Annotated in this window: 16 protein-coding genes; 1 reads left to right on the top strand and 15 read right to left on the bottom strand. The window is 48.7% G+C overall.

The window, feature by feature from the left end:
• Nucleotides 1-290: 290 nt before the first annotated feature.
• Both B0F88_RS17990 and B0F88_RS17995 read right to left on the bottom strand, forming a co-directional pair.
• Nucleotides 291-1,766, bottom strand: a complete 1,476-nt coding sequence (locus B0F88_RS17990) for a lipopolysaccharide biosynthesis protein (RefSeq protein ID WP_104425331.1) — start codon at nucleotides 1,764-1,766, stop codon at nucleotides 291-293.
• 242 nt (nucleotides 1,767-2,008) lie between these two features.
• Nucleotides 2,009-2,737, bottom strand: a complete 729-nt coding sequence (locus B0F88_RS17995) for a hypothetical protein (RefSeq protein WP_104425332.1) — start codon at nucleotides 2,735-2,737, stop codon at nucleotides 2,009-2,011.
• A 246-nt stretch (nucleotides 2,738-2,983) separates the two neighbouring features.
• Between B0F88_RS17995 and B0F88_RS18000 the strand changes: the two genes are divergently transcribed.
• Nucleotides 2,984-6,118, top strand: a complete 3,135-nt coding sequence (locus B0F88_RS18000; protein WP_258076726.1) for a transglycosylase domain-containing protein — start codon at nucleotides 2,984-2,986, stop codon at nucleotides 6,116-6,118.
• 15 nt (nucleotides 6,119-6,133) lie between these two features.
• Here the strand turns inward: B0F88_RS18000 and B0F88_RS18005 are convergent, their stop codons facing one another.
• The 13 genes from B0F88_RS18005 to B0F88_RS18070 all read right to left on the bottom strand — a co-directional run bounded on the left by B0F88_RS18005 (nucleotide 6,134) and on the right by B0F88_RS18070 (nucleotide 21,346).
• On the bottom strand, nucleotides 6,134-6,574 hold the full coding sequence (locus B0F88_RS18005) for a type IV pilin protein (protein ID WP_104425334.1): 441 nt from the start codon (nucleotides 6,572-6,574) through the stop codon (nucleotides 6,134-6,136).
• 75 nt (nucleotides 6,575-6,649) lie between these two features.
• On the bottom strand, nucleotides 6,650-11,665 hold the full coding sequence (locus B0F88_RS18010) for a pilus assembly protein (protein WP_146083368.1): 5,016 nt from the start codon (nucleotides 11,663-11,665) through the stop codon (nucleotides 6,650-6,652).
• 63 nt (nucleotides 11,666-11,728) lie between these two features.
• Complete coding sequence (locus tag B0F88_RS18015; RefSeq protein ID WP_104425336.1) at nucleotides 11,729-12,358, bottom strand: pilus assembly PilX family protein; 630 nt, start codon at nucleotides 12,356-12,358, stop codon at nucleotides 11,729-11,731.
• A 22-nt stretch (nucleotides 12,359-12,380) separates the two neighbouring features.
• Nucleotides 12,381-13,406 carry a PilW family protein gene (locus tag B0F88_RS18020; protein WP_104425337.1) on the bottom strand — a complete coding sequence of 342 codons (1,026 nt, stop codon included), beginning with the start codon at nucleotides 13,404-13,406 and terminating at the stop codon, nucleotides 12,381-12,383.
• The gene (pilV, locus tag B0F88_RS18025; RefSeq protein ID WP_104425338.1) at nucleotides 13,403-13,849 is read right to left on the bottom strand and encodes a type IV pilus modification protein PilV; all 447 of its coding nucleotides are present in this window, start codon (nucleotides 13,847-13,849) and stop codon (nucleotides 13,403-13,405) included. The genes B0F88_RS18020 and pilV overlap by 4 nt, the downstream gene beginning before the upstream one ends.
• 11 nt (nucleotides 13,850-13,860) lie before the next feature.
• The gene (locus B0F88_RS18030) at nucleotides 13,861-14,514 is read right to left on the bottom strand and encodes a GspH/FimT family pseudopilin (protein ID WP_258076728.1); all 654 of its coding nucleotides are present in this window, start codon (nucleotides 14,512-14,514) and stop codon (nucleotides 13,861-13,863) included.
• Nucleotides 14,515-14,854: 340 nt separating this feature from the next.
• Nucleotides 14,855-15,670 (bottom strand): bifunctional DNA-formamidopyrimidine glycosylase/DNA-(apurinic or apyrimidinic site) lyase, encoded by an 816-nt coding sequence (gene mutM / locus B0F88_RS18035; RefSeq protein WP_104425339.1) that lies wholly within the window; start codon nucleotides 15,668-15,670, stop codon nucleotides 14,855-14,857.
• A gap of 1,168 nt (nucleotides 15,671-16,838) precedes the next feature.
• Nucleotides 16,839-17,264 (bottom strand): transcriptional regulator, encoded by a 426-nt coding sequence (locus tag B0F88_RS18045; RefSeq protein WP_104425341.1) that lies wholly within the window; start codon nucleotides 17,262-17,264, stop codon nucleotides 16,839-16,841.
• A 214-nt stretch (nucleotides 17,265-17,478) separates the two neighbouring features.
• Complete coding sequence (locus B0F88_RS18050) at nucleotides 17,479-18,192, bottom strand: dinitrogenase iron-molybdenum cofactor biosynthesis protein (protein ID WP_104425342.1); 714 nt, start codon at nucleotides 18,190-18,192, stop codon at nucleotides 17,479-17,481.
• A 1-nt stretch (nucleotide 18,193) separates the two neighbouring features.
• Entirely contained in the window at nucleotides 18,194-18,646 is a 453-nt protein-coding gene (locus tag B0F88_RS18055) for an ankyrin repeat domain-containing protein (protein WP_258076729.1), read from the bottom strand.
• Complete coding sequence (locus tag B0F88_RS18060; protein ID WP_104425343.1) at nucleotides 18,643-18,951, bottom strand: thiosulfate sulfurtransferase GlpE; 309 nt, start codon at nucleotides 18,949-18,951, stop codon at nucleotides 18,643-18,645. The genes B0F88_RS18055 and B0F88_RS18060 overlap by 4 nt, the downstream gene beginning before the upstream one ends.
• A gap of 511 nt (nucleotides 18,952-19,462) precedes the next feature.
• Nucleotides 19,463-20,032 carry a hypothetical protein gene (locus B0F88_RS18065; RefSeq protein WP_104425344.1) on the bottom strand — a complete coding sequence of 190 codons (570 nt, stop codon included), beginning with the start codon at nucleotides 20,030-20,032 and terminating at the stop codon, nucleotides 19,463-19,465.
• 348 nt (nucleotides 20,033-20,380) lie between these two features.
• Nucleotides 20,381-21,346, bottom strand: coding sequence for a DUF364 domain-containing protein (locus tag B0F88_RS18070; protein ID WP_104425345.1), 966 nt, complete (start codon nucleotides 21,344-21,346; stop codon nucleotides 20,381-20,383).
• Nucleotides 21,347-21,351 lie beyond the last annotated feature (5 nt).

A 21,351-nucleotide genomic window follows, 5' to 3' on the forward strand; every position in this document is an offset into this window, starting at 1 on the left:
TAATCTGGTATCTTTGTTCTTGGCTTAGCTGTTTATAGTTTCTCATGCGCTTTCTCGTCTTTGGTCGGATTGAAAAAAGCGTGAAACTATATCAGCTAACCTTTTTCTTTTCCGATTAGTGCCGATTGCACTTATGAGTTGAATCTAAGGAATTTTCTAGTCGTTAGTTATTTAAACTAACCCGTAATGCCGCCGATTGGTAATGAGCGGCAAAATTTAATCGTTGTGTATCCGAATTATGTTGCCGATGGGGCGCGAGGCGTTGCATGCAGTGTGGGTTGGGCTAATGATTATCCCGTACCAACATTTGCCTGACGGCCCTCAAATAGCGCGGTAATCAGCACATAAAGCAACATCAATGCGCTCGCCAGTAGCCACGGTTGCCAAGCGATAGTCGGCAATAATTGCCCGTGAGCATAATACAAACCGATGCCCAGTCCGATATAAGCGATCACGCGTTTGACATCGTAATTCACCGGATAATATTTTTGCCCCAGCAGGTACGAGACGACAGCCATGCTGCCGTAACAGGCCAAGGTCGCCCAAGCCGAACCGACATAACCGAACAGCGGTATCCACCAGACATTGAGTGCGATGGTCAGCGCCGCTCCGGTCAAAGACACCAAAGCGCCCAGCAAGGTGCGGTCGGTTAACTTATACCAGATGGACAGGTTAATATAAATGCCCAGGCAAAGATTAGCCAACAGCAGAATCGGCACGACTTCAAGGCCGGCGCGGAACTCGTCGCCGACAAAATATTTAAAGAAATCGATAAATAAAGTCACCAGCAGGAAGATGAATACGCAGAAAATGACAAAAAACTTAAGCACCACAGCATAAACCTGGCGGGCATCGCTTTTGCCCGCATAAGCGAAGAAAAACGGCTCGGCGGCATAACGGAAGGCCTGTATGAACAGCGACATCAAAATAGACAATTTGTAGCAGGCGCTGTAAATCCCCAACATCTTCATGTTGGTCTGGACATCGTAAGGCAGCAGGTATTTTAACAAGGCGCGGTCAAGCATTTCGTTGATAATCCCGGCGAAACCGATCGCCACCATCGGCAACGAATAGCGAACCATACGGCCGAATAATGCACGGTCGAAACCCCAGGCAAGGCCGGACAGCTGGGGCGCAAGCAACAAAAACTTGAAGCCGCTGGCCATTAAATTGGCGATAAAAATATAGCCGATGCCGATGGACGGGTTGTAGACCAGTGTTACCCATGAGTCGGGATTCTTTGCGTAGACCTTGGGGCAGTAGATGATGAAAAACAGGCTGAGCAGTACGGTGGCACCTATCTCGATGATCTTGACGCCGGCGAAACGGAATGCCCTGTTTTCCGCCCTCAGCCGGGCAAACGGAATCGCGGCGATAGCGTCCAGGATTAAAATCAGGCTAAAGCACAGCACGTATTCCGGGTGGTTGGCGTAATTCAGCGCAGCTGAAAGCCGGGTATTGACCAACAGTATCAGGGCAAAAAAGCCCAGGTTGACCAGCACTACGAACATCAACGCTGTTGAATAGGCGACATCGCGGCCCGCGTGTTCCTTGTCCCGAAACCGGAAATAGCCGGTTTCAAAGCCGAACAGCAGCAGCACGGAAAAAAATCCGGCGTAGGCGTAAAATTCCGACACTACGCCGTATTCCGCCGCCGTGAAGTAGTAGGTATACAGCGGCACCAACAGATAGTTCAGGAAGCGGCCGAAAATGCTGCTGATGCCGTAAATCGCAGTTTGGGAGGCAAGTTTTTTTATAATGCTCATAGTGCGAAATTATACATGAACAGCGTGGTGGGGCGGCGTTTATACCCTGATACGGTCTCGGCGGGCGCATCAGTCAGCCCTTGATTAATCACAGATGACGGGAAATGACTCTGTATTTTCCACGCCGGAGTGCAAGCTCTGCCTGCACTCCAGGGTAGAACAATGCTGGAGTAGTCGCCGAGGATGCGAAGATGAAAATATAAGGCTTCGAACTCTTCGTGAGTCAGATAACTTTTCCAGATTCAGCTTTTATCCCTGGCATAAAACCACATCTGATAAATGCTGAGCAGGATTTGCAGTCCCATCGAAATTCCCATTAACGCGCCGCTGGCCACGACCACGTAGGCGAATGACGGAATGGATTTGGTAATAAACCACGACAGGACATCCAATAACATCGCGGCAAAAGGGATCACTACCGCAACTCTCTTTACGATGACATTGATGTCGCAAAGCAGGAAAATCTTGCCGATAAAATACAAAATAAACGCAATGCCGAATAAATGGATATGGGAAACCCTGATTAAACGCGGATACGATGCGCCTCCGGAATGGGCCACTTCGGATACTCCCTCGTAATTAGTTAAGTCGGGCAGCGAAGGATTGATCGCAGGCGTATGGCATTTAATGCAGTCGCGGTTTAATATCGCGGCGATTTTCAGCACATAATCGGGTTCATCGGCGCCGTCTTGTATCCATTTTAAGATGACTTCCTTATCGTTTTTATATTTCAGGTTCGGCTCCATGATGCCGTTAATGGCGGAGCCCAATCGCGTCTGATCATTTGAGCCGTGATAATTAATGGTTACATCGGCAATGGACAGGCCTGCGACGCCGTCATGCCCTTGATGGGTGTAATACAGATTGGTCAGGGCGACTAGGTAGCCGAGTCCTACGGTTAACAGGAATACGGTATTTAAAATTCTTTCACTGACGGAAATGTCGCGGAACCGGGTATAAGATTCGGGCATGGTGTTGTTGAATGGTGGCTATAGGCAGCGTTGATTGTAACGTTGCAATTAGCTCATGTAAAAATCTAATACCGGTTTTGCCTTAACGGCAAACGTCCTTTCCATTATCATTGTTGTCCGCGAGTGGTTATAATTAGCCGCATATAATATTGATTAAAAGAGCGGGCTTAGTCCTTGCCGTATGAAGAGATGCGATTATTTTGATGTTAATACTGAAGGCAGAAAGCTTGAGCGGTTCCGTTGAAAATGCATAAACGAGCGCTTTCACGGCTGCTGCTGCTTTATATTTTGGCCGGATGCGCGGTAATCGGAATAACTGTTTACACGCTGGTAAAAAAAGAGGTGCAGACCTCCAAATATCAGGCCCGTTACCTCTCGGCAATCAGCAAGCAATTAAGTTCGGAACTCAAGCCCGGGCATAGTTCGGCGATACGTTATCCCGATCACGGCCCTTATGATCAGCGCTTGGGCTATACGCTGTTGTCGGACGAAATCGCACGCCTGGAAAAGTTGGGCTATGGCGTTACCACGCAGGCATCCATTTCGCCGATGATGAGTCGGCTGGTCGATGATTACGGCCTGTTTCCGATCTATCAGGAGAAAACCCGGGCCGGGCTTCGTATTGTCGACCAGGCCGGGCAAACGATATTCAGCGCGATCTATCCCAGCCACGGTTACCCCGATTTTAACGCCATTCCGCCGCTGGTGTTGAATACCTTGTTGTTTATAGAAAACCGCGAGTTGCTTGACGAAAATCACCCGACTGTTAATCCGGCAGTGGAATGGGATCGTTTGGGCTTTGCCGCCGTGCAAATGATGGCGCGGAAGCTGGGCGCGGATATTAATGTGCCGGGCGGCAGTACCCTGGCTACGCAGTTGGAAAAATACCGGCATTCGCCGGACGGCTATACCGAGTCGATGGTGGAAAAACTCCGCCAAATGAGCAGCGCATCGCTGCGTGCCTATCTGCTGGGGCCGGATACGCGTGAAACAAGGCGGCAAATTGCGCTGGCCTATTTAAACTCGATGCCGCTTGCCGCGACTGCGAAACTGGGCGAGGTACACGGACTGGGTGACGGCTTGTCGGCTTGGTTCGGGGCCGATTTTAACACGGTAAACCAACTGCTTAGCCCGACTGCCATGGATGGCGGAAGTGTCGCAATCGGTAGGGAACCGATGCGACCGAAAGCGATCAATTCAAGCGAACGGGTTACCCGTCAACAGGCGCAAGCCTACCGGCAGGTGCTTAGCATCCTATTGTCGCAAAGACGTCCATCCTATCTGCTGGGTTCCGGTTATGGCGTACTGCAAAATCTGACCGACAGTTATTTGCGTGTATTGGCGGAACAGGGCGTTATTTCGGCATCGTTACGGGATGCGGCCTTGCAGGAGTCTACGGTTCGCCTTTCAAAGTCCGATCAGCTGCCGGCTAAATTCATGGCCGAACAAAAGACCCAAAATGTGTTGCGTACACGCCTTGCCAGAACGCTGGGCGTAAAGTCCAATTACGAACTGGATCGCCTGGATTTAACCGTTAAAACCACGCTTGATTACAGTACCCAACAGGCAGTTACTCAGGCGTTGCGCCAGTTGAGCGATCCCGACAAAGCCCGCGCCGCCGGTATTTTAGGCTTTAGGATGCTGAATGAAGATATTGATCTTGCGCCGATAGTCTACAGCCTGATGCTGTTTGAGCGCGGCGAAAAAGGCAATCTGCTGCGCATCCAAACCGATAATTATGATCAGCCGCTCGATATTAACGAAGGCATACGGCTTGACCTGGGCTCAACCGCCAAGTTGCGGACGATGGTGCATTATCTGGAACTCGTTACCGAGGTCTATCAGCAATATAAAGGTCAATCGGCGAAGGAGCTGGGCCGGGTTGAACTGCATCCGCGCGATTACATATCGGCCTGGGTTATCGGGCAGTTGCGGACGAATCCGAAAATAACGCTGGAGGACTTGTTGAATCAGGCTCTGGATAAGCGCTATTCCGCCAGCCCCTACGAAGATTTTTACACCGGGGGCGGCGTCCATCATTTTAATAATTTCACCCCGGATGAGAATCAAAAAATCATGTCGGTGCGGGATGCATTGCGCGATTCGGTCAATCTGGTGTTCGTCCGCTTAATGCGCGAGCTGGTCTATCATCATCTTTATAAACCGGAAGGCATAGCGCGGTGGCTGGAAATTCCTGATGACCCACGCCGCCAGGAATACCTCGAACGTTTTGCGGATAAGGAAGGCCTGGTTTATTTGAGGCGTTTTTACGACAAATACCACGGCAAGCCGAGCGACGAAATCATTGAGATGTTGACACAGAGGGTGTATGCCAAGCCGTCGCGTCTGGCCATGCTTTACCAAGCCGTTTATCCTAATGCCGACACCAAAGCGCTACGCAGCTATTTGAACGCCCATTTGACGGCTACCCATCTGGATGCAAAGGATATTGAACTGCTGCATCAGAAATATTCGCCGGCGAATTTCGATTTACAGGATCAAGGCTATATCACCAAAATTCATCCTCTCGAATTGTGGCTGGTTAGCTATCTGGTGCAACATCCCGATGCCACACGTGCCGAAGTTATAGCCGCCAGTACCGAACAGCGGCAGGATGTCTACCGGTGGCTGTTTAAAAGCGGCAGAATAAGCGCCCAGCAGCGGCGCATCATGAGCTTGCTGGAAGATGAGGCTTTCAAGCAGATTCATACCGCGTGGGACCGATTGGGTTATCCGTTCGGGTCATTAACGCCGTCTTACGCGACCTCCATCGGCGCGTCGGGCGACCGCCCTGCGGCATTGGCCGAACTGATGGGCATTTTACGCAATGACGGCGTAAGATTGCCGACGGTCCGCTTTGACAGCCTGCATTACGCGCAGGCAACGCCTTACGAGACGGTGCTGGACAAGCTGCCAGAGGAAGGCCAGCAGGTGCTTGCACCCGAGATAGCCAAAGTGGCGCGCGGCGCGCTTATCGGTGTGGTCGAGGCGGGAACGGCGGGGCGGCTTCGTGGCGTTTACAAAAGCGCCGACGGCAAGCCGTTGTCGGTGGGCGGAAAAACCGGGACCGGAGACCATCGCCGGGAGATATGGGGTGCAGGCGGGCGCTTGATTGACTCGATATTTATCAGCCGCGCCGCCACTTTTACGTTTTTTCTTGGCGACCGTTTTTTCGGCGTCATTACCGCGTATGTCGCGGGGCCTGATGCCGAGCGTTATCACTTTACCAGTTCCTTGCCGGTACAAATCATCAAATTCCTGGAACCTACGCTGGCGCCTATGCTGAATAAAACCCCGGATGGCGAGGCGGCTGCCGGACTGTTGGTTACGGCTACAACAGGCAAGGATCAAGCCCCGGCTATCGTATCCCCTTCGCCTTAGTTTGTGGCTTAACGTTTACCAACAATCGGCTGCTGTGATGCCGGTTGCAGCTCCGGTAACGCCTTTGACACCGGTGTCAGTCAACGTTAATGTGCCGCATTTATCAGATGACTGGACTCCGGCAGGTGCGGCGCTTAAGCTGTAACTGCTGGCAGTCGCCGCGCTAATGGTTACCGTGTAATACCGGGCGGTCTCAGCCGGGATAGTGTAAATTCGGGGCGTTCCCGTGTCCGCCGGTGTGGCCGTTGTGCCCGCAGCACCGACATAGCTGTTTGTTTCTGTGAAGCGCCGTTCCATGGCATTAGCCAAGCCCAACAGAATACCTTTTGCATCCGCTCGCCGTGATTTCATCACACTGTCTTGATAGCTGGGGTAGGCGATGCCGGCTAAAATACCAATGATTGCCACGGTAACCATCAGCTCAATCAGGGTAAAGCCTTGTTGTGTTTGTTTCATAATATTTTTTCAGTGTTATGTAGGTACGTTATCCAGAAAAGAGGTGGGTAAAATAGTATTACCCACCTTATGTAATTACTTCAATTGCCGCCAAGACCGCCGAATCCCACCGCCACCGCCACCGCTAGTAGCGCCGCTGCTTCCTGCATCATTAACAGTACCCATCTGTCCGGATGATCCGCTGAGGTATTTGAAATCAACGGAAGAACCCTCAACTACCGCCGGTGTTTTAGTAATGCCGATCCCCAGATCAATGCCCGATACTGCGTGTTTAACACCATTGATCAGCACAAAATCATCATTATTAACCTGACCATCTCCGTTAACATCAAAAGGCGGCCCACTAAATTCTCCACCACTGAGCGCCCCGACTTCCATTAAACGTGATTTACCACCGGAAGCGCATGGATCAGAGTTGGGAATCTTGGTAGAAAACACCACTAAGCCTCGGCGAACGAGAGGGTAGCTGTCAACCAACTCACCAAGGGCAATATTTACAGGCTTAAGTAAATTTAATGCCCAACCGGTCTTTAGTGAGCTGCTTGCCGTGCAACCGGTACTAGTGGCTGCATAACATACGGGGTTTTTTGATACAACACGAATTGGCTTGGTGCTTGGTACGCCTCCTACTGTTGTTGCTATGCTATCAAAATCGATAGTTTGCTCTTGCAACAAGCTCCGGTCGATTATTGCCGAGCCTTTGTCCCATAATCCGTAAAAGGTTTGCACTTGAGGCGTATCACCAATAATGTTGTCGCCTGTTTCAAAATACTTGCCGGTACCGAAATAAATCATTCGTCCCACACCATTTTGATCGGAACCTAATTCTCCTACTAGACCCACGTTAGGCTTACCGGTGATGGGTTGACGATTAGCTGTACTGCAGGTTGTTCCGGATGTTGTGCAAGCGACAAAAAATGGACTGCCGGGAACAGGCCAGCTACCGGCGCTACCGGAAACATCAAACTTCCATAAATTGCCGTATAAATCTCCGGCATAAACAGTATCGACGCTATGGTCATCATTAGTATCAACGGCAAGCGGTGATGAAAGACCATTTTGGTTAGTCATGGTTCCAACGCCGGTATCGATTTTTTGTAACACTGCACCGGTTTTAGCATCTAGGACAAACAACACGGCGTGACCGTTATCACTGCTATAGCCATTAGCAACAATCACAGCCCAATGACCATCTTGCATTCTGACCACTGAGGGCTGCGCCAAGGTATAGCCCAAATCGGCATCATTGGCGTTGGTGAACTCCCATAATGCGCTGCTGGAACTAAAGCCATCAGGATTGGTTACATCCAGTGCAAACACCGCACGGGCACCCGCTCCCGTGGTGCCAGCCAATAAAGTGTGCCATGCCGAATCATAATACACGTCGCTGACGCCAGACATACCGTCTACATAATATTGGTGGGCATAGTTTGGAGAAGTCAATTTGCTCAATTCAGGAAATAATGCATTGGGAATGTAAGCGAATATTTCCTGTCCGCCTGTTCCCGTGCTTTTGGCATCAAAACCATGGAACATCCCGTCATTAGCTCCCACATAAAGCATAGGCCGCCTGGTCGTATATGCACTGGAAGACCGAAAAGTGCTATAACTAGCACCCTCTGCACCGGGCAATGTACTGTAGCCATAATCTTGAATACCCACATACACGGGGTCGGAATTAATGATGTCGCCCAGGAAGTTGGTTCTATTCCTAAAAATACCTCCAGCATTTTTTTGCTCCTTGGCATCGTCACCACGTAACCAGTTAACACGCAACTCGGCATTGCCGTCGCTAATTCCCGCCAACTCATTCAGGTAATCCTGCTGTGATGCGCCTACCGGCGTAGCAGTTAGATTAGCCCACTCAAAAGGAACGCCGTGCAGTCCTGCCGCCGCTGAGGGGTCATAAGTATAGATATTTCGGCTGCCGTAGGCTGGAAGCAATGTAGAGGCTTCCCACACGGTTGTTAACGCCCCGGTACTAGTATTGACACTATACGCCACCAATTGGCCGCTCCATTCTCCAGAGTTAAATTTAGCTTGGTAGACTAGAGTACCCGTATCTAAGCGAGTGGAATTGGCTGCCACAGCGGAAGAAGATGAACTGGTGGCAACTACATTAGCGAAAGCAGCACTTAAAGAAGTGGCCAATTCGCGTGGATCAGTGGCATAAAAGTAGCGATCCGGGATTCCATCCCCATTACTGTCCCATTCGTTCTGTAGATCGGGCTTGCTGTTGCTGTTGCTGTCGGTAAAACCTCCCCATTTGGCGGCGTAATAAAGAGGTTGTTGTAAGCTAAGAGCAGAACTGGTGCCAATTGTATAGGTCTCACTACTAGCCGCATTTGCAGTTGCACAATTGGAGCAGGCGGCTGTTCCTTGCGGATCAGTATATGTGTAGCTATTAATGCCGGAGTGTGCGTGAAAGCCGTCTTTGGTTGTGCCGCTTAGAACATAACCAAATCCCATTTTATAAGGGGTCGATTGTGCAATAACGTCAGTTGTAATTTTAATCTGAGTTGAATTCACACTGTAGGTTATAACGCCCCATTGATCCTGGTCAAAGTCTCCGCCTTGTTCGCTGTCCTCCCAATTAACATAAACCTTGCCGCAGTTCGATGCGGAAGGGGCGGGTGAAAGCAGGGAACAGTCTTGATGAACAATTTTGAAGTCAACAATGGCACAGTTACCACCCACAGTTGAATTTTGACAGGCGGGCAATATGGTTACTGTTTTGGTGGCGCTATCGGGTACCGGAACTATAATCTTGGGAATTGCAGGAGATAAGGCAACTCCATAGGTTGTCACTAGTTGGTCACCTTCCAAGGTGAGTTGAATGTCGTTGTTATGGGCAAATTGAGCTAGCCCGGCAATATGGTACGAACCGGAAAGGCGAGGCGCATCAGGGCAGGTGCCTCTCACATTACTGAGGTTGTCTACGATTTTTTCTGTACATAATTGGTTGTTGATAGTGCCATTTTCGCCAACAAAGTAGCTGTTGCCTGGAATGTTTTCACCTACACCTACCGGGTCAGTTAAGTCCTTCATGGCGGTGGCGGTAATATCGGCAACATTGCTGAGCTGGTCGCCGTCATATGAGCTGGTGCTGGCATTAAACTGGATGACATTCAGCTTTGCACACCATTGGGTATCACTAATAGGGTTAATTGGAGTGGCGACTGTCAAGCCTGGAATATAGGATGAGTCTGTATTAGGACTGGTCGGGAGATATGCATTTAAGGCGCTGTGATTAGTCAGATAACGCAGGGATTCCAGAAATATCTCAGATTGGGGGTTACCCCAATTGCTGCAATTGCCATCGGTAAAAGTATTTAGGCCCCAAGTACAGTTATTACTGCCTGTAGTGCCGAAATAGGTGCCGTCATCGTGACGGTATCCATGAATTCTCAATTTGTTTAGGGTATCAATGATTCCGCCTGTTGATGGAGCCGATTTGAAGGTTCCACTGGTAGTGACATCTATTTCGTCGCCAATGGAAGACACGTTTTTACGCAATACGCCGCCGGATTTATTTTTGCCGAAAGAACCTGTCACCATGCCAAAGCGTAATTTGTCGTCATCGCCGTAGGTTTGGAGTAAACCGATCGGCTTTATTGCGCCGTCGGGATATGTTTTGCAATTTTCTGTTCCGATAAGGCTGCTGTCGCAGACTTCTACCTTGGCAATATAATCTTTAGAACCCAGGCCTTTAGTGGCTTTGTCCGGGTTGCTGCTTGCCGCACTAATGCCTGAATCAGTAGATGAATTGCTGTTTGAGGCAGACTGCTCTTCTGACCATAGGCATTGCCAGCGTTCGTTAGCGGCCCAAAGGGAATAGTTGCCTTTAGCGATTCGAATGAGCGGGGCATCTGTAACACTTTGGGACAAGACCGTACTTGATACTGTCGTATTGCAAAGAGTAACGCCACTTGCAACGTCTGTGGATGTGAAAGGCGTAAGTTGGGTTAAGTCGGAGCCATTGTAGAATTTAGCGAAACTGTGGGCATCGTTGGGTAAATAACTACGCTCTAACACGGTAAGAGGGGTACTGGGTGAGGTTGTAGCGGTGGTCGTGGTTGTGGATATGGTTGTGGTTGTGGATGGGGTGGTGGAAGTTACAGTTGTTACGGTCATATCGGCGACCGTAGCTTCGCTACTTGTGACGAACATGGTTATAATAAAGTTTTGACTGGAAACGCCATCCGTGGTGGTGCAGCTACCTGTTGGAGCATAAGAAATTGATGTGGTGCGCAGGCGATTGCTGCTGCCAACATTAGTAAAAGTAGTTGTAGAGGTGTTTGTAATGTTGCTAGTTGTAGCTGTGTTGACAGTTGATGTGGTTGACCCAGCGGTTGATGTTGTCGAATTCGTACTTGAGGTTGAGGAGGATGTGCTGTAGTCGAAAGTGTAAGTGTATACGGCCTTGCCAGAGCTGGAGCTGGGCAAGGTGGAGGTCACTGTCGCAGGGGTTGATGGACAGCCCGTGCTGGAAGTAAGAGTCTTTGTGGCAGTAGTGGTATAGGTATAGGGACTGGCGCCACTTTTAGTAGGGGCAGGGTGGCTTGTTGTGGTAGTTCCTGAGACAGTGGATGTAGAAACAGCAGGTGTTGTGGTGCTGGTAGTGGTAGTAGTGGAACCGATGTCGGTAGAACGCAAGCCACCATAAAGAATCTTACGGATGGTGTCTATACGGGTCATACTGGCCCAATTTAAAAAATTGCCGCTCCACAGACCTGTGCAGTATTTAGTGGATGTTGTCGAACTGGGTTCGAACCGGTTGTTAGTGGTGTTATAGCTATAACATTTGTAGCTGTCGAAGTAGCCATAATAATCAATGCCGTGTTTGTAAGTTGTTTCAGGGGTGCCATCTTTATCCAAGTCGGAAAAATCATCAAAGGCCTTAAAATACAATTGATGATCCTTGGAGACATTCAACATAACGATAGGCGTTACGCTCAGGGTTAGAAATAGCGGTGTTTGCGAAATAGTTGCATGGCTGATATTGGCCGAAAGTCCAATCATTAAACTCAGCATTAACCGGGACAGCAAGCTTTTGGAGATAAGGTAATGGTGATGTTTAACGGTGTTCATTTCAAATCTCCGATAAGAGGGTTTCGGTAGGATTGATAGGTCTTAAAGCCTGTGTGATCTGATTTAAGAGGGCGAATAGATTGATTGCAAAATAACCACTGCGTTGGTGGTTCCGCCGGTTGCTCTAACGGTAATTTTATAAGGTGTTGTAGTCGGATCGGGAGGACAGGTGCCAAAACAGGCGGCCGGTAATTGTTGAATGATATAAACCGGGGTGGTGATACCGTTGCCTAATGTACTGACCGAAGACCTAGCAACTGGATTGGTTGTCCAAAAACTGTCAGTCAAAATTGCGGAGTCGGTTGGAATGGTGGAAGTGTCCTTATAAAAACCACCAGTACCTGCATCGGTAAATGTTGGTAATACGGCTGGCGAAATTAGACTGGATTCCGCTGCTTTAAGCGCGGATTCAGCAGCCTGAAAAGCTAAATTTTTGTCACGGATGTTACCGGCCATTTTTTCTTCCAACGAGGTTGATTGCATGCCGGTGGTGCCTATCAGAGTCAATAGCAGCAGCATAATTAAACTGATTATCAGTACAACGCCGGATTGAGAAGAGGCTTTCGGTTGCACACCCTTGGGCGCGTAAGTGGATGCAGTAAGTGGGGAATCCAAAGTAGGAGCCGTTGCCGTGCCGTGCAAAATCGAATGGCTGCTGGGGAGCTTGGGTGCGGTCATTTGTTTGTTATTCATGAGAGTCTCTGTTTTATGACAGCTAGTTGCGCACGGCAATGGTTGTATTAAAAACCCGTCTGATTTTACGATCCGTTGCTGGAGTTGTTGCTCCATTGTAGGTATATATTAATGGTTCTGCGGCGAGGTTGTCGTCAAGAGTTACTGCCAACAGGCTGATACGAATACTGACTATCTTGGTCATATCAATCACATTGTTTGCCGAAACATAATAGTTGGGCGCTCCATCTGGCGTTGGATCGGTATCCTCTCCGTATAAAATCTGCATCTGTTCTATGCCTTCCACTAATTCCTCTGCTGCATTTGAGCCAATGCGCCGATAAAGCGAGGGCTGGCCGCCGGAGCCCGTTCTTATATAATAACTAACGGTGTTGATTGGGTAGACTTGACCGTTAACATAGGTTTTACCCAAATCATTCGTCAAATTATCGGGTGTGCAGCCGCTGCCGGTGTTATGAGAAAGAATACTTCCGGTTATTGCGCTGACCTGGAATACTGCGGTTGCTGAGCAATCGGAGACTACAGCAATAGTGCAATTGTTTGCGCCTGCGGACGTTAAAAAACCTGCGGTTCTCAAATTTGCGGTAGTAGCGGTTGCGTCTAATGTAAGGTCGTCGGTACTGGTCGCATGCGTGGTCACTGTAAAACTTTGATCATCCGCTCGGCGAATGGTGATGACGTCGGAGCCACCGAGTGGGGAAGTGATCGCGGCGTCTATCGTAGGTGTCCATGCCGATGCGTCGGTTGATTCAAATCCCTCAATAGCCTTACCGAAATTATATAAAAAACTCGTTGGCGTATTCAGCGTATTAGTAAGCGTGGCTTGACTGGTGCATCCCATGAAGCCAGCCATGCGAATATCATTGGTTAAAAAATCCAGCGCAAATCGGCCATTTTCCTGCAATCGGGATAAACCTTCCTGCATTCTGTAGGTTTGCTTACTACCGATAAAAATCTGTAACACACCACCTACTAAAAATGCGCCAATCAATAAGGCAATCATGATTTCTATCAAGGTTATTCCGGTTTGATAGGGGCTATTTCTCATAATTGAAAGCGAGTTTGAAAGTTGTGATTATTGCTGTCATCGCCATCCCTGTCTTCATCCCAAGTGATCGTAATGGTAAACGTATTGCTTGTAACCGCTATGGTGCCAATACCGCTGGGTAAGCTGTTACGCACAGCGCTGTTCCATTCAAAGAGATCGTTTTCCGCCATGTCAGCCGGGCTGCACCCGGTTGTAGTCAGGCAATTTGGTTTTGCTGTGGCCGAGCTCGGGAGAACGGTAGTGTAGTTAGCCTTTCCAATGATATTGGCCCGCATTCTGTCCGAGAGGTCGTAGGCCAATTGTGTGGCTTGGCTGCGATTGTAGGCGCTCTGGCTATTTTTAAGGCTTGTGGCCTGCAAGCCAGCCAAGCCGAGCAAGCCGACCGCCAGCACCAGCATGGCTATCAGAACTTCAATTAGAGTAAATCCGGTGTTTGTTTTCACGTTTCAGCACATTAAGGAATACAAGACGTAATATTGGATGCCGCAGTGGCCGTAGTATCAGTGTTGGGGATTCCGTCATTATTGCTATCTAAACCCATACGTCCTCGTCCGACTGAATTAACAATGATAAGTTTGGATGTATTTGCTTCTGGAACATTATTGCCGTCGCTGTTATCGCAAATGACAAAACTGCCGTTAGTATTACTTTGTCCGGATGAGGCAAAGCGAATGAAGTTTGAAAAATTATTGCCCCGTAAAGTATAGGAGAACTTTAAAGGATCGTAGGTTCTGATAAGAACATCTCCCGTTTCGAAATTGCCATCGCTGTCGGCATCTGTAAAAATGTCCCACCCGTCTTCCCAGTTTGCCCCGGCACCTTTGTTGGTAAACGAATTGTCGTCAACTTTTCGTACTGTTACCGAGATGCCTCGTTTTACCGCCTCATTACGGGCCAAATTTAATGTCGTCACCAATTCATTGGCATAGGCCGTCAATCGGTTGCTGGTGATGATGGAGGTAAAGCTGGGGATGGCAACTCCTACCAGTATCCCCACGATGGCGATGGTAATCATCAGCTCAAGCAGCGTAAATCCTGTGTTGTATTCTGACTGGTTGCGCATAATTTTGCAGTATCCCGTTGGCTGTTTATCTTTGCTCAGGGTCATTAATAAGATAGTGGTTTACTGTTAGAATTGAGTTGAAGATTAGTATAATCAGGCACCGGATAACTTACCACTCCTGTTGTCAGCAAGGTGCTGAACGCTAGAGACAATGTTTTTCTTTTTGATTTCATCGTATCCACCTGATTGATTTAGTTGTAAGCAATTTGATTGTACTATCCATTTTTTATAGGTCTGTTAATCGTCACACATTACTGTAAATTGTATTGATCAGCCTAATGTCCAAGAATCACGAAAATTATGCGGGGTATAGAGTAGCAAAGCAGAGGCTTTAGATGGTGCAAAAACAGCACACAGCACGCCTAGATCGTCCGGTTTAAGATGCTTATCTCTGGCAATTAGGACAAAACACCGTTGATCGATTGGCTATCCTGATTTCTGTTAGCGGCTGATTGCAGCTGACACACGGTAGTCCGGCGCGACCGTAAACCCTAAGCCGCTGTTGAAAATAACCGGGTTTTCCGGTTTCATTGACAAAATCCCTCAGCGTTGTACCGCCTTGTAAAATGGCTTGCTGTAAAACGACTCGAATGCACTCCGCCAGCTTTTGATAGCGCGCCAAAGACACTTTGCCGGCTTGGCGCGTAGGCAGTATGCCAGCCATAAACAAGGCCTCATTGGCATAAATGTTCCCCACTCCGACAACGATGTGGCTATCCATGATGAATGACTTTACCGCTGTCTTTCGGTTTTTGGACAACGAGTAAAGCAGTTCGCCGTTAAAATCGGATAGCAGCGGTTCAGGGCCTAAATCTTTGAGTAATTGATGTTCTGCTGCGGGTTTTGTTGTCCATAACACCGCGCCAAACCGGCGAGGATCATTAAGACGCAGCACCGTTCCGTCAGTAAAAACAAAATCGACATGGTCGTGTTTGCCTGCCGCTTGATCTAAAGACATAATCCGTAAATTGCCGGACATGCCTAAATGCAGAAGCACCGTGCCGGAAGCGGTGGAAAACAACAGATACTTCGCTCTCCTGGAAACCGATTGAATGCAGAGTCCCGTTAAGTCTCGATTGAGCGTCTCAGGCACCGGCCAGCGTAGTTTGGGCTGGCGGACGATGACCTGCTTAATGATTTGTCCTTCAATATGCGGGGCTATGCCTCGGCAGGTGGTTTCAACTTCGGGTAATTCAGGCATGGGTTAGTTTTTGAGAGGGGATGTATTTGGGTTTGTGAATTTTAACATGGATGCGGTTGTGGATTTCAGGCGGTTCCATTCCATTCCATTCCATGTCATGTGGATGAAGATCATGAAAGGGTGAGGCGCTGAGGTCCGGTTTTTATAAAATAGTTTAAGTCGATCACATAACTAATTATTTTGTAGCAAGAATATTCGTTATTTTATCGTGTCGGCGATTAAAAATAGCTTATAATTAATCTGTACTTGGTTTTACGTTTTTGCCGGTAGAGACTAAGTTGATTTTTTCGACATTCATTTTATTACTAGCGTCCCGTGTGGGTAAAAGAAGAACAGTATGAGCAACGTATTGATTATAGGTAATCATGTGAAGGTACAGGGTATGCCGAATGATTTTAAAATACTCTCGTATAATTTTGTCTTGGGGGGCTCTGTTGAAATGATTCTGGAATCATCCGAGGGTAGTCGAATTTTTTTGAAGCGTAGAAAATCACAAATCACGGATATTGAACATGAGTATGATTTTGATACGGGTTCGAACGATGAGAATTACGGATATTAATGTGCTTTGCAGCTCGCTCTTACAGTGAGCCGGTCGAACGCATAATAAAAAAGGCCTTCGCTTTATCGAAGGCCTTTTTTTATGGCTGCCGCTTTAGCAATATGGAGACATGCAACGGGCTGTGAAATCATTCGAATTATTCCGGTTTCCTGGCTGAATGCCGCGAATTTTTACTATCAATCTTAAGTGCGTCATTCTCAATATTGATTTCAGGGTCCATTCCAGCGAGACTTCATAACCGTGGTTATCAACGCATATAGCAAATTCGTGTTTATTCATGGTTGTATGTCAGTATAACGTTTAATTTTAAATTCGCGTTTCCCGATGCCTGTAGCCTCATACCCGTGAGTTTCGGCTTCACGAGCCGAGCGTCTGTAGCAAAGCCTTTACGCCAATGACCAAGACCGTGAGTTTTACGAAGCCTCGGCAACTCTCTGATGCCCGAGCGGCTAACAAAAGTTTCGGTCTGTCGTCAATCCGATCATGTTTCGACAAGGCCTTTAGTCCTGAGCGTAGTCGAAGGGTCAGCACGAACAGCTTGACGATAGAAGGCAGTGATTTCGGGACGTTATTTTTAACCTCATCCTAAGATGAAGGCCAAGTGCGTTAACTTCCGGCTGAAGCCGGAACTTCAAACCCTTTGATCTCTTCCATAAATTGGGCGACCCAGCGTTCGACGCGCGGCAGGCAGCCATTCAGCGAGGCCTGCTTTTCCGGGATGCTGAAGAAATCGGGCTCATGAAGGTAGGGATTTGTGATTCTGCCGACATCGATGGCGTCGTGACTGAGATCGACTATCCGTCCGTCGATGATATTGTATTGATGTTCATAGTGGCCGCAGATAGCCCCGCCGAAAACCCGGTTCATGAACAAGCTGCCATATTTGCACGAGCCGGACAGATCGGTGGGTGCGAGTACGCCTCGTTCGGCAGCCTGCTCGCACCATTTGCGAAACACAAAAACCTTGGCTTGCGCGAAACGTTCATAGGAATAGGCAAGTTGCGCCTCCCGATCTACAGTCCAATCTATCATTTTAAGGGCCTAAGCGAATTACATATCGGCCCTCCATGATGGATTTGGAGGGATGGGAGTAAAGCGGGTGGGGGCTATTTGCCCCCTACAACTTGCTTTATTCTAAAAAAATCAGTTGGTACGTGTGGAGCCTGTTCCCGCTCACCCCATTCGACAGGGCGAACGGGATTTCGAATGCTCACTGATTTTCTGGATTTTATTGTATCGGTGTGTCTTAACAGACCTCATCATGAGTAAACCTGACTCGCTCTTCGGCCGAACGCCCCAGGGCTTTGGCGAACCACGGCGGCGGCGCATCGAATACTTTCTGGAATTCCTTTAACTGGTCCACCGCTTCGGTGACGTCGGGAACCTTGATCGGGTAAATATCGGCGCGTATCACTTTGGCGGCAGCCGGACCTCCGATCGATTGCACGAACATCACATGGCAGTCTTTAATCAGGTTGGCGCGAAACAGGTTTCTATCCTCAGCGCTGTCGGCTTCTATGGTTGAGCGTATATCAACCAGCCGGTAATCATGCTGCGATAATTGGTAAACCAGGAAACGGATACAGGAACCGAAATGTCCGTTAATCAATGCGCCGCTGTTCGAACCGATCGCGACGCGGATGGAATCGGGCATGTCGCCTTCTTTGTAAGGCATTATTTCCGGCAAGTCTTCATCTTCGGCCTCGTCTCCCCACAGATAACGCACCGCCAGCTTGATGTTGGCAAGACCGATGCCGATGTCCTCGCCGTCTTCCTCTCCATCCAGGCTGCCTAAGCCGGTTTTAAGATTGGTGACGGTGATGGATTTTAGCTTTTCATCGTCCAGCGGGGAGCCGACTCGGTCATGCAATATTTCCAGCAGCCTCGGTATATCGATACCGGGCAGGATGCGCGATGCTAAGGCAATGCGTAAGGCCAGTTCACGGGGCAATGCTTCCATTTTAATCTCCTGGTTTAAGAGCTTGGATAAGTTTGAGTATTTTTCTGGTGGAGGCTAAGTCCAGCGCAGTGAAATCATCATGCGATTTAAGATTTGGATCGGCGCCGGCCGCCAATAGTTGCGCAACAACTTTTTCTCTGCCGCTGGATGCGGCAAAAAGCAAGGCGGTGGCGCCGGAGGCGGAGTTTTGATGGTTAATATCGATGCCTGCATGAATCAATGCATCGATACAGGCGCTGCTTTCGGCATAACAAGCGGCCCACAATGCGTTATTGCCGTATTGATCGGTTACATCCAGCGCTGCATTCTGTTCGATCAGAAAATTGACTACATCGCTGCGGCCTTTCTGGCTTGCCAAAATCAGCGGGTAAATGCCGTCGCTGTTCTTTAACGCCGGTTGGGCTACAGAAAAATAGTGGTTTTGTAACCAATCCCGTATTTCAGGTTTCATCATGCTTCCCGATGCTGGTCTTTCCAACCGGAATAACCGCCTTCCAGGCTGTAAACATCGATGAAGCCGAAATCGCTGAAAAATTGGGCAAGATGCTCGCTGGCGTGGCCGTAATAACAATAGATCAACAAGCTGCGCTGCTTATCGCCGCGCTTAATTAATGAGTCTTTCAGGCCTTCATGAACGTGTAGCGCGTCTTCCAAATGCCCGGCTCTATAATCTTTCAAATCTCTACAGTCCAGGATCATCGGTTTGGATTCTTTAATCAGGTTTTTAGAATCGGCAACGGAGATTGTTTTGTATTTCATGGCGGTGTTAATGACGGAAAGGTCATTCCTCAAAAGGACGTAAAGGTTGTAGTAAAGCTGACAATAAAACGGCTATTGTTGCTTCGTGTATGCTTATCGGTCATTTAGCAAGCCCTCTCTGACGCAGTCTGGGCGATACACTGTATTAATAAGCAAATCATTTGCCACAATCGTGATTAGCCCTTGTTTTCCGGTATTGGCACGAATTTATCAGGCAAAAAAAAGCGCCCTAGTCGAGAAAATAGGGCGCCAAAGGTATTAAACCCAGGAGGAGCGATAATGAAATGATCTACATATAAAATATTTAGCATAAATAGTGCCAACAATTAATATCCTTATGTTACAGATGCTTATTGTTTTTTGACGTCCGGCTATGTGGAGTTTGCACCAAAGATCTTGCATCGGCATGTTTTGAATGTCCTAACTTAGTGCATTTTCTGCGGATATTCCTCGGCAAATGGTAAATGCGGCAAAAAAGTCGGCGGCGCCATTTTAGGGTGCCGCCAAAACCTTAGATTGCACCGACCGCAGCTTCTTTAATCACTTCTATAGTGTTTTCTTCCGCTTCGGCAAATGAAACGACCGGCGTTTTCGGGTTATACGATTTGGCGGCTGCATAAGCGATGGCAACTTTATCCTCGGCGGATTGATTCTTTAGCTCGCTTTTTTCGATATACAGTTCTTCAAGCAGCTCATTCCAAACCAATCCTTCTTTGAAAGGAAGCAATTTATAAGTCACGCCTTCCAGTTCAACCTGCATGCCTTTACCGATATTTTCCACATAGATTAAAGCGGTGCAGTCTGCCGCAATATCGGCTTTGTATTTTTCAACAAAAACGGGCAGCAAATCGAGCGTAGGCAGCAGGCCGTTGATGAATTTGATTGTGTCGTTTTCAACGATCAGGGCGGAATGGATCAGCAAGGCTTCGGGCGGTTTGCGGTCGGTTGCCGAGCCTTCGCGCAGAGCGCCTTCTTTTATGACCAGGTCGCCGCGATAAGCATAAACGCCCGCAGTGCCGGTTTGACCGTTGACCAACGTGACGGTTAATAACCCTTTAGCTTGGTAGGTTTCTAATAGCATTGTTTTTTCTCCAGAAAGGTAAGGTGTAAAGATAAGTATTAACCTCAATAAAGCAGGGTTTATGCCATGTTGGAGTGTTGTTATATGTTTCTTTTAAAACAGTAAGATAGGAATGTTTTTGCGGTTTTCTTGTCGTGGATATAGATGTTTAACTCAACAACGCTGATTGATTTTGTGAGTAATTGTCGTAAACCCTACATTTCAGTAAGGGGAGCGCGGGTGAGCTGGTTCCGAATCGCCGGATTTACTTCGTTCTCACGCAGCGTGGGGAAACCGGAAAATTCGGTTGCGATTGTAGAGCCTTCATGTTCTTCGTGTCTTCGTGGTAAAAAATATTTTCAGCTTGCATTAACTCGATTCGGAGAGCGAGTTGCCGGCATCCCATAGCCGCTTGTAACTGCTGTCCATACGCGAAAGCTTGGTCGTTACCTGATTGAGCCGGTTAAATTCAGGAAAGCGGCCTTTGTTACCGGCGCCGTACCATTGCTCCATAGCCAGGTTCAGTTGCTGCCTGTCGCTATAGTCCTGCGCTATTTGGTTCTTTAACCACATCATGCTGTTGCCGGGCGTCAGATCGACGATCCGGTAACGCACGGCCTCGTCAAAAATACGCACGCCGCCGCCTTCCGCCGCCGTTTGGTACAGTTTTATAGGATCGATAACTTCAACGCCCGCCAGATAATCGATAGCGAAGTCATGCAGTTCGGGCAGCCACGGGACGGTCGGCCCCATCAATACGGTGGTGGCGTGCCCTGCAAGCTCGGCCAGGCGAGGGAAGGTTTTATTGGTGATGGAGCTGGCCGTTAAAAATACCCAGTCGGCGTCCGGCAATAAAAATTCGCAGGCCGGATCGGGATAGTCGGAAGAAGTAGGCTGCCGTTCGATGATGCTGAGATCGATTTGCTCGGCATAGCGCTCGATGCCCGGATAACGCCCGACTACGACGACTTTCTTGCCTTGCAGCCGGGGCAGGAAATGCTCGAAAACCGCCAGATTGGCGTTGCCTGGAGCAGGCAGCAGGGTGATTCCCGAAGGCGGTTCATAGCGGTTCAGGCTGCAATTAATCGCGGCCATCGCAACCGTCGCCTTGTAAGGCTCCCAATCGGTAATCCATCCGGCTAATTCCGATAATGTCTTACCGGCTAAGGTGCCCGGCCACGGCAGGGTGCGGGTCGGTATGCCGGGACTCATCGCCAAGCCTGTGTGCTGTGCTTTGCAAACCGTCCAGACCAGGCCGATGTTTAAGTCTGTGACTGCCGTATCGCTGCCGGCATAATCCAGTAACAGTTCATAAATTCGCGCCGGATTTTCCATGTCGG

It is taken from the genome of Methylobacter tundripaludum, from assembly GCF_002934365.1.
Taxonomy (GTDB): domain Bacteria; phylum Pseudomonadota; class Gammaproteobacteria; order Methylococcales; family Methylomonadaceae; genus Methylobacter_A; species Methylobacter_A tundripaludum_A.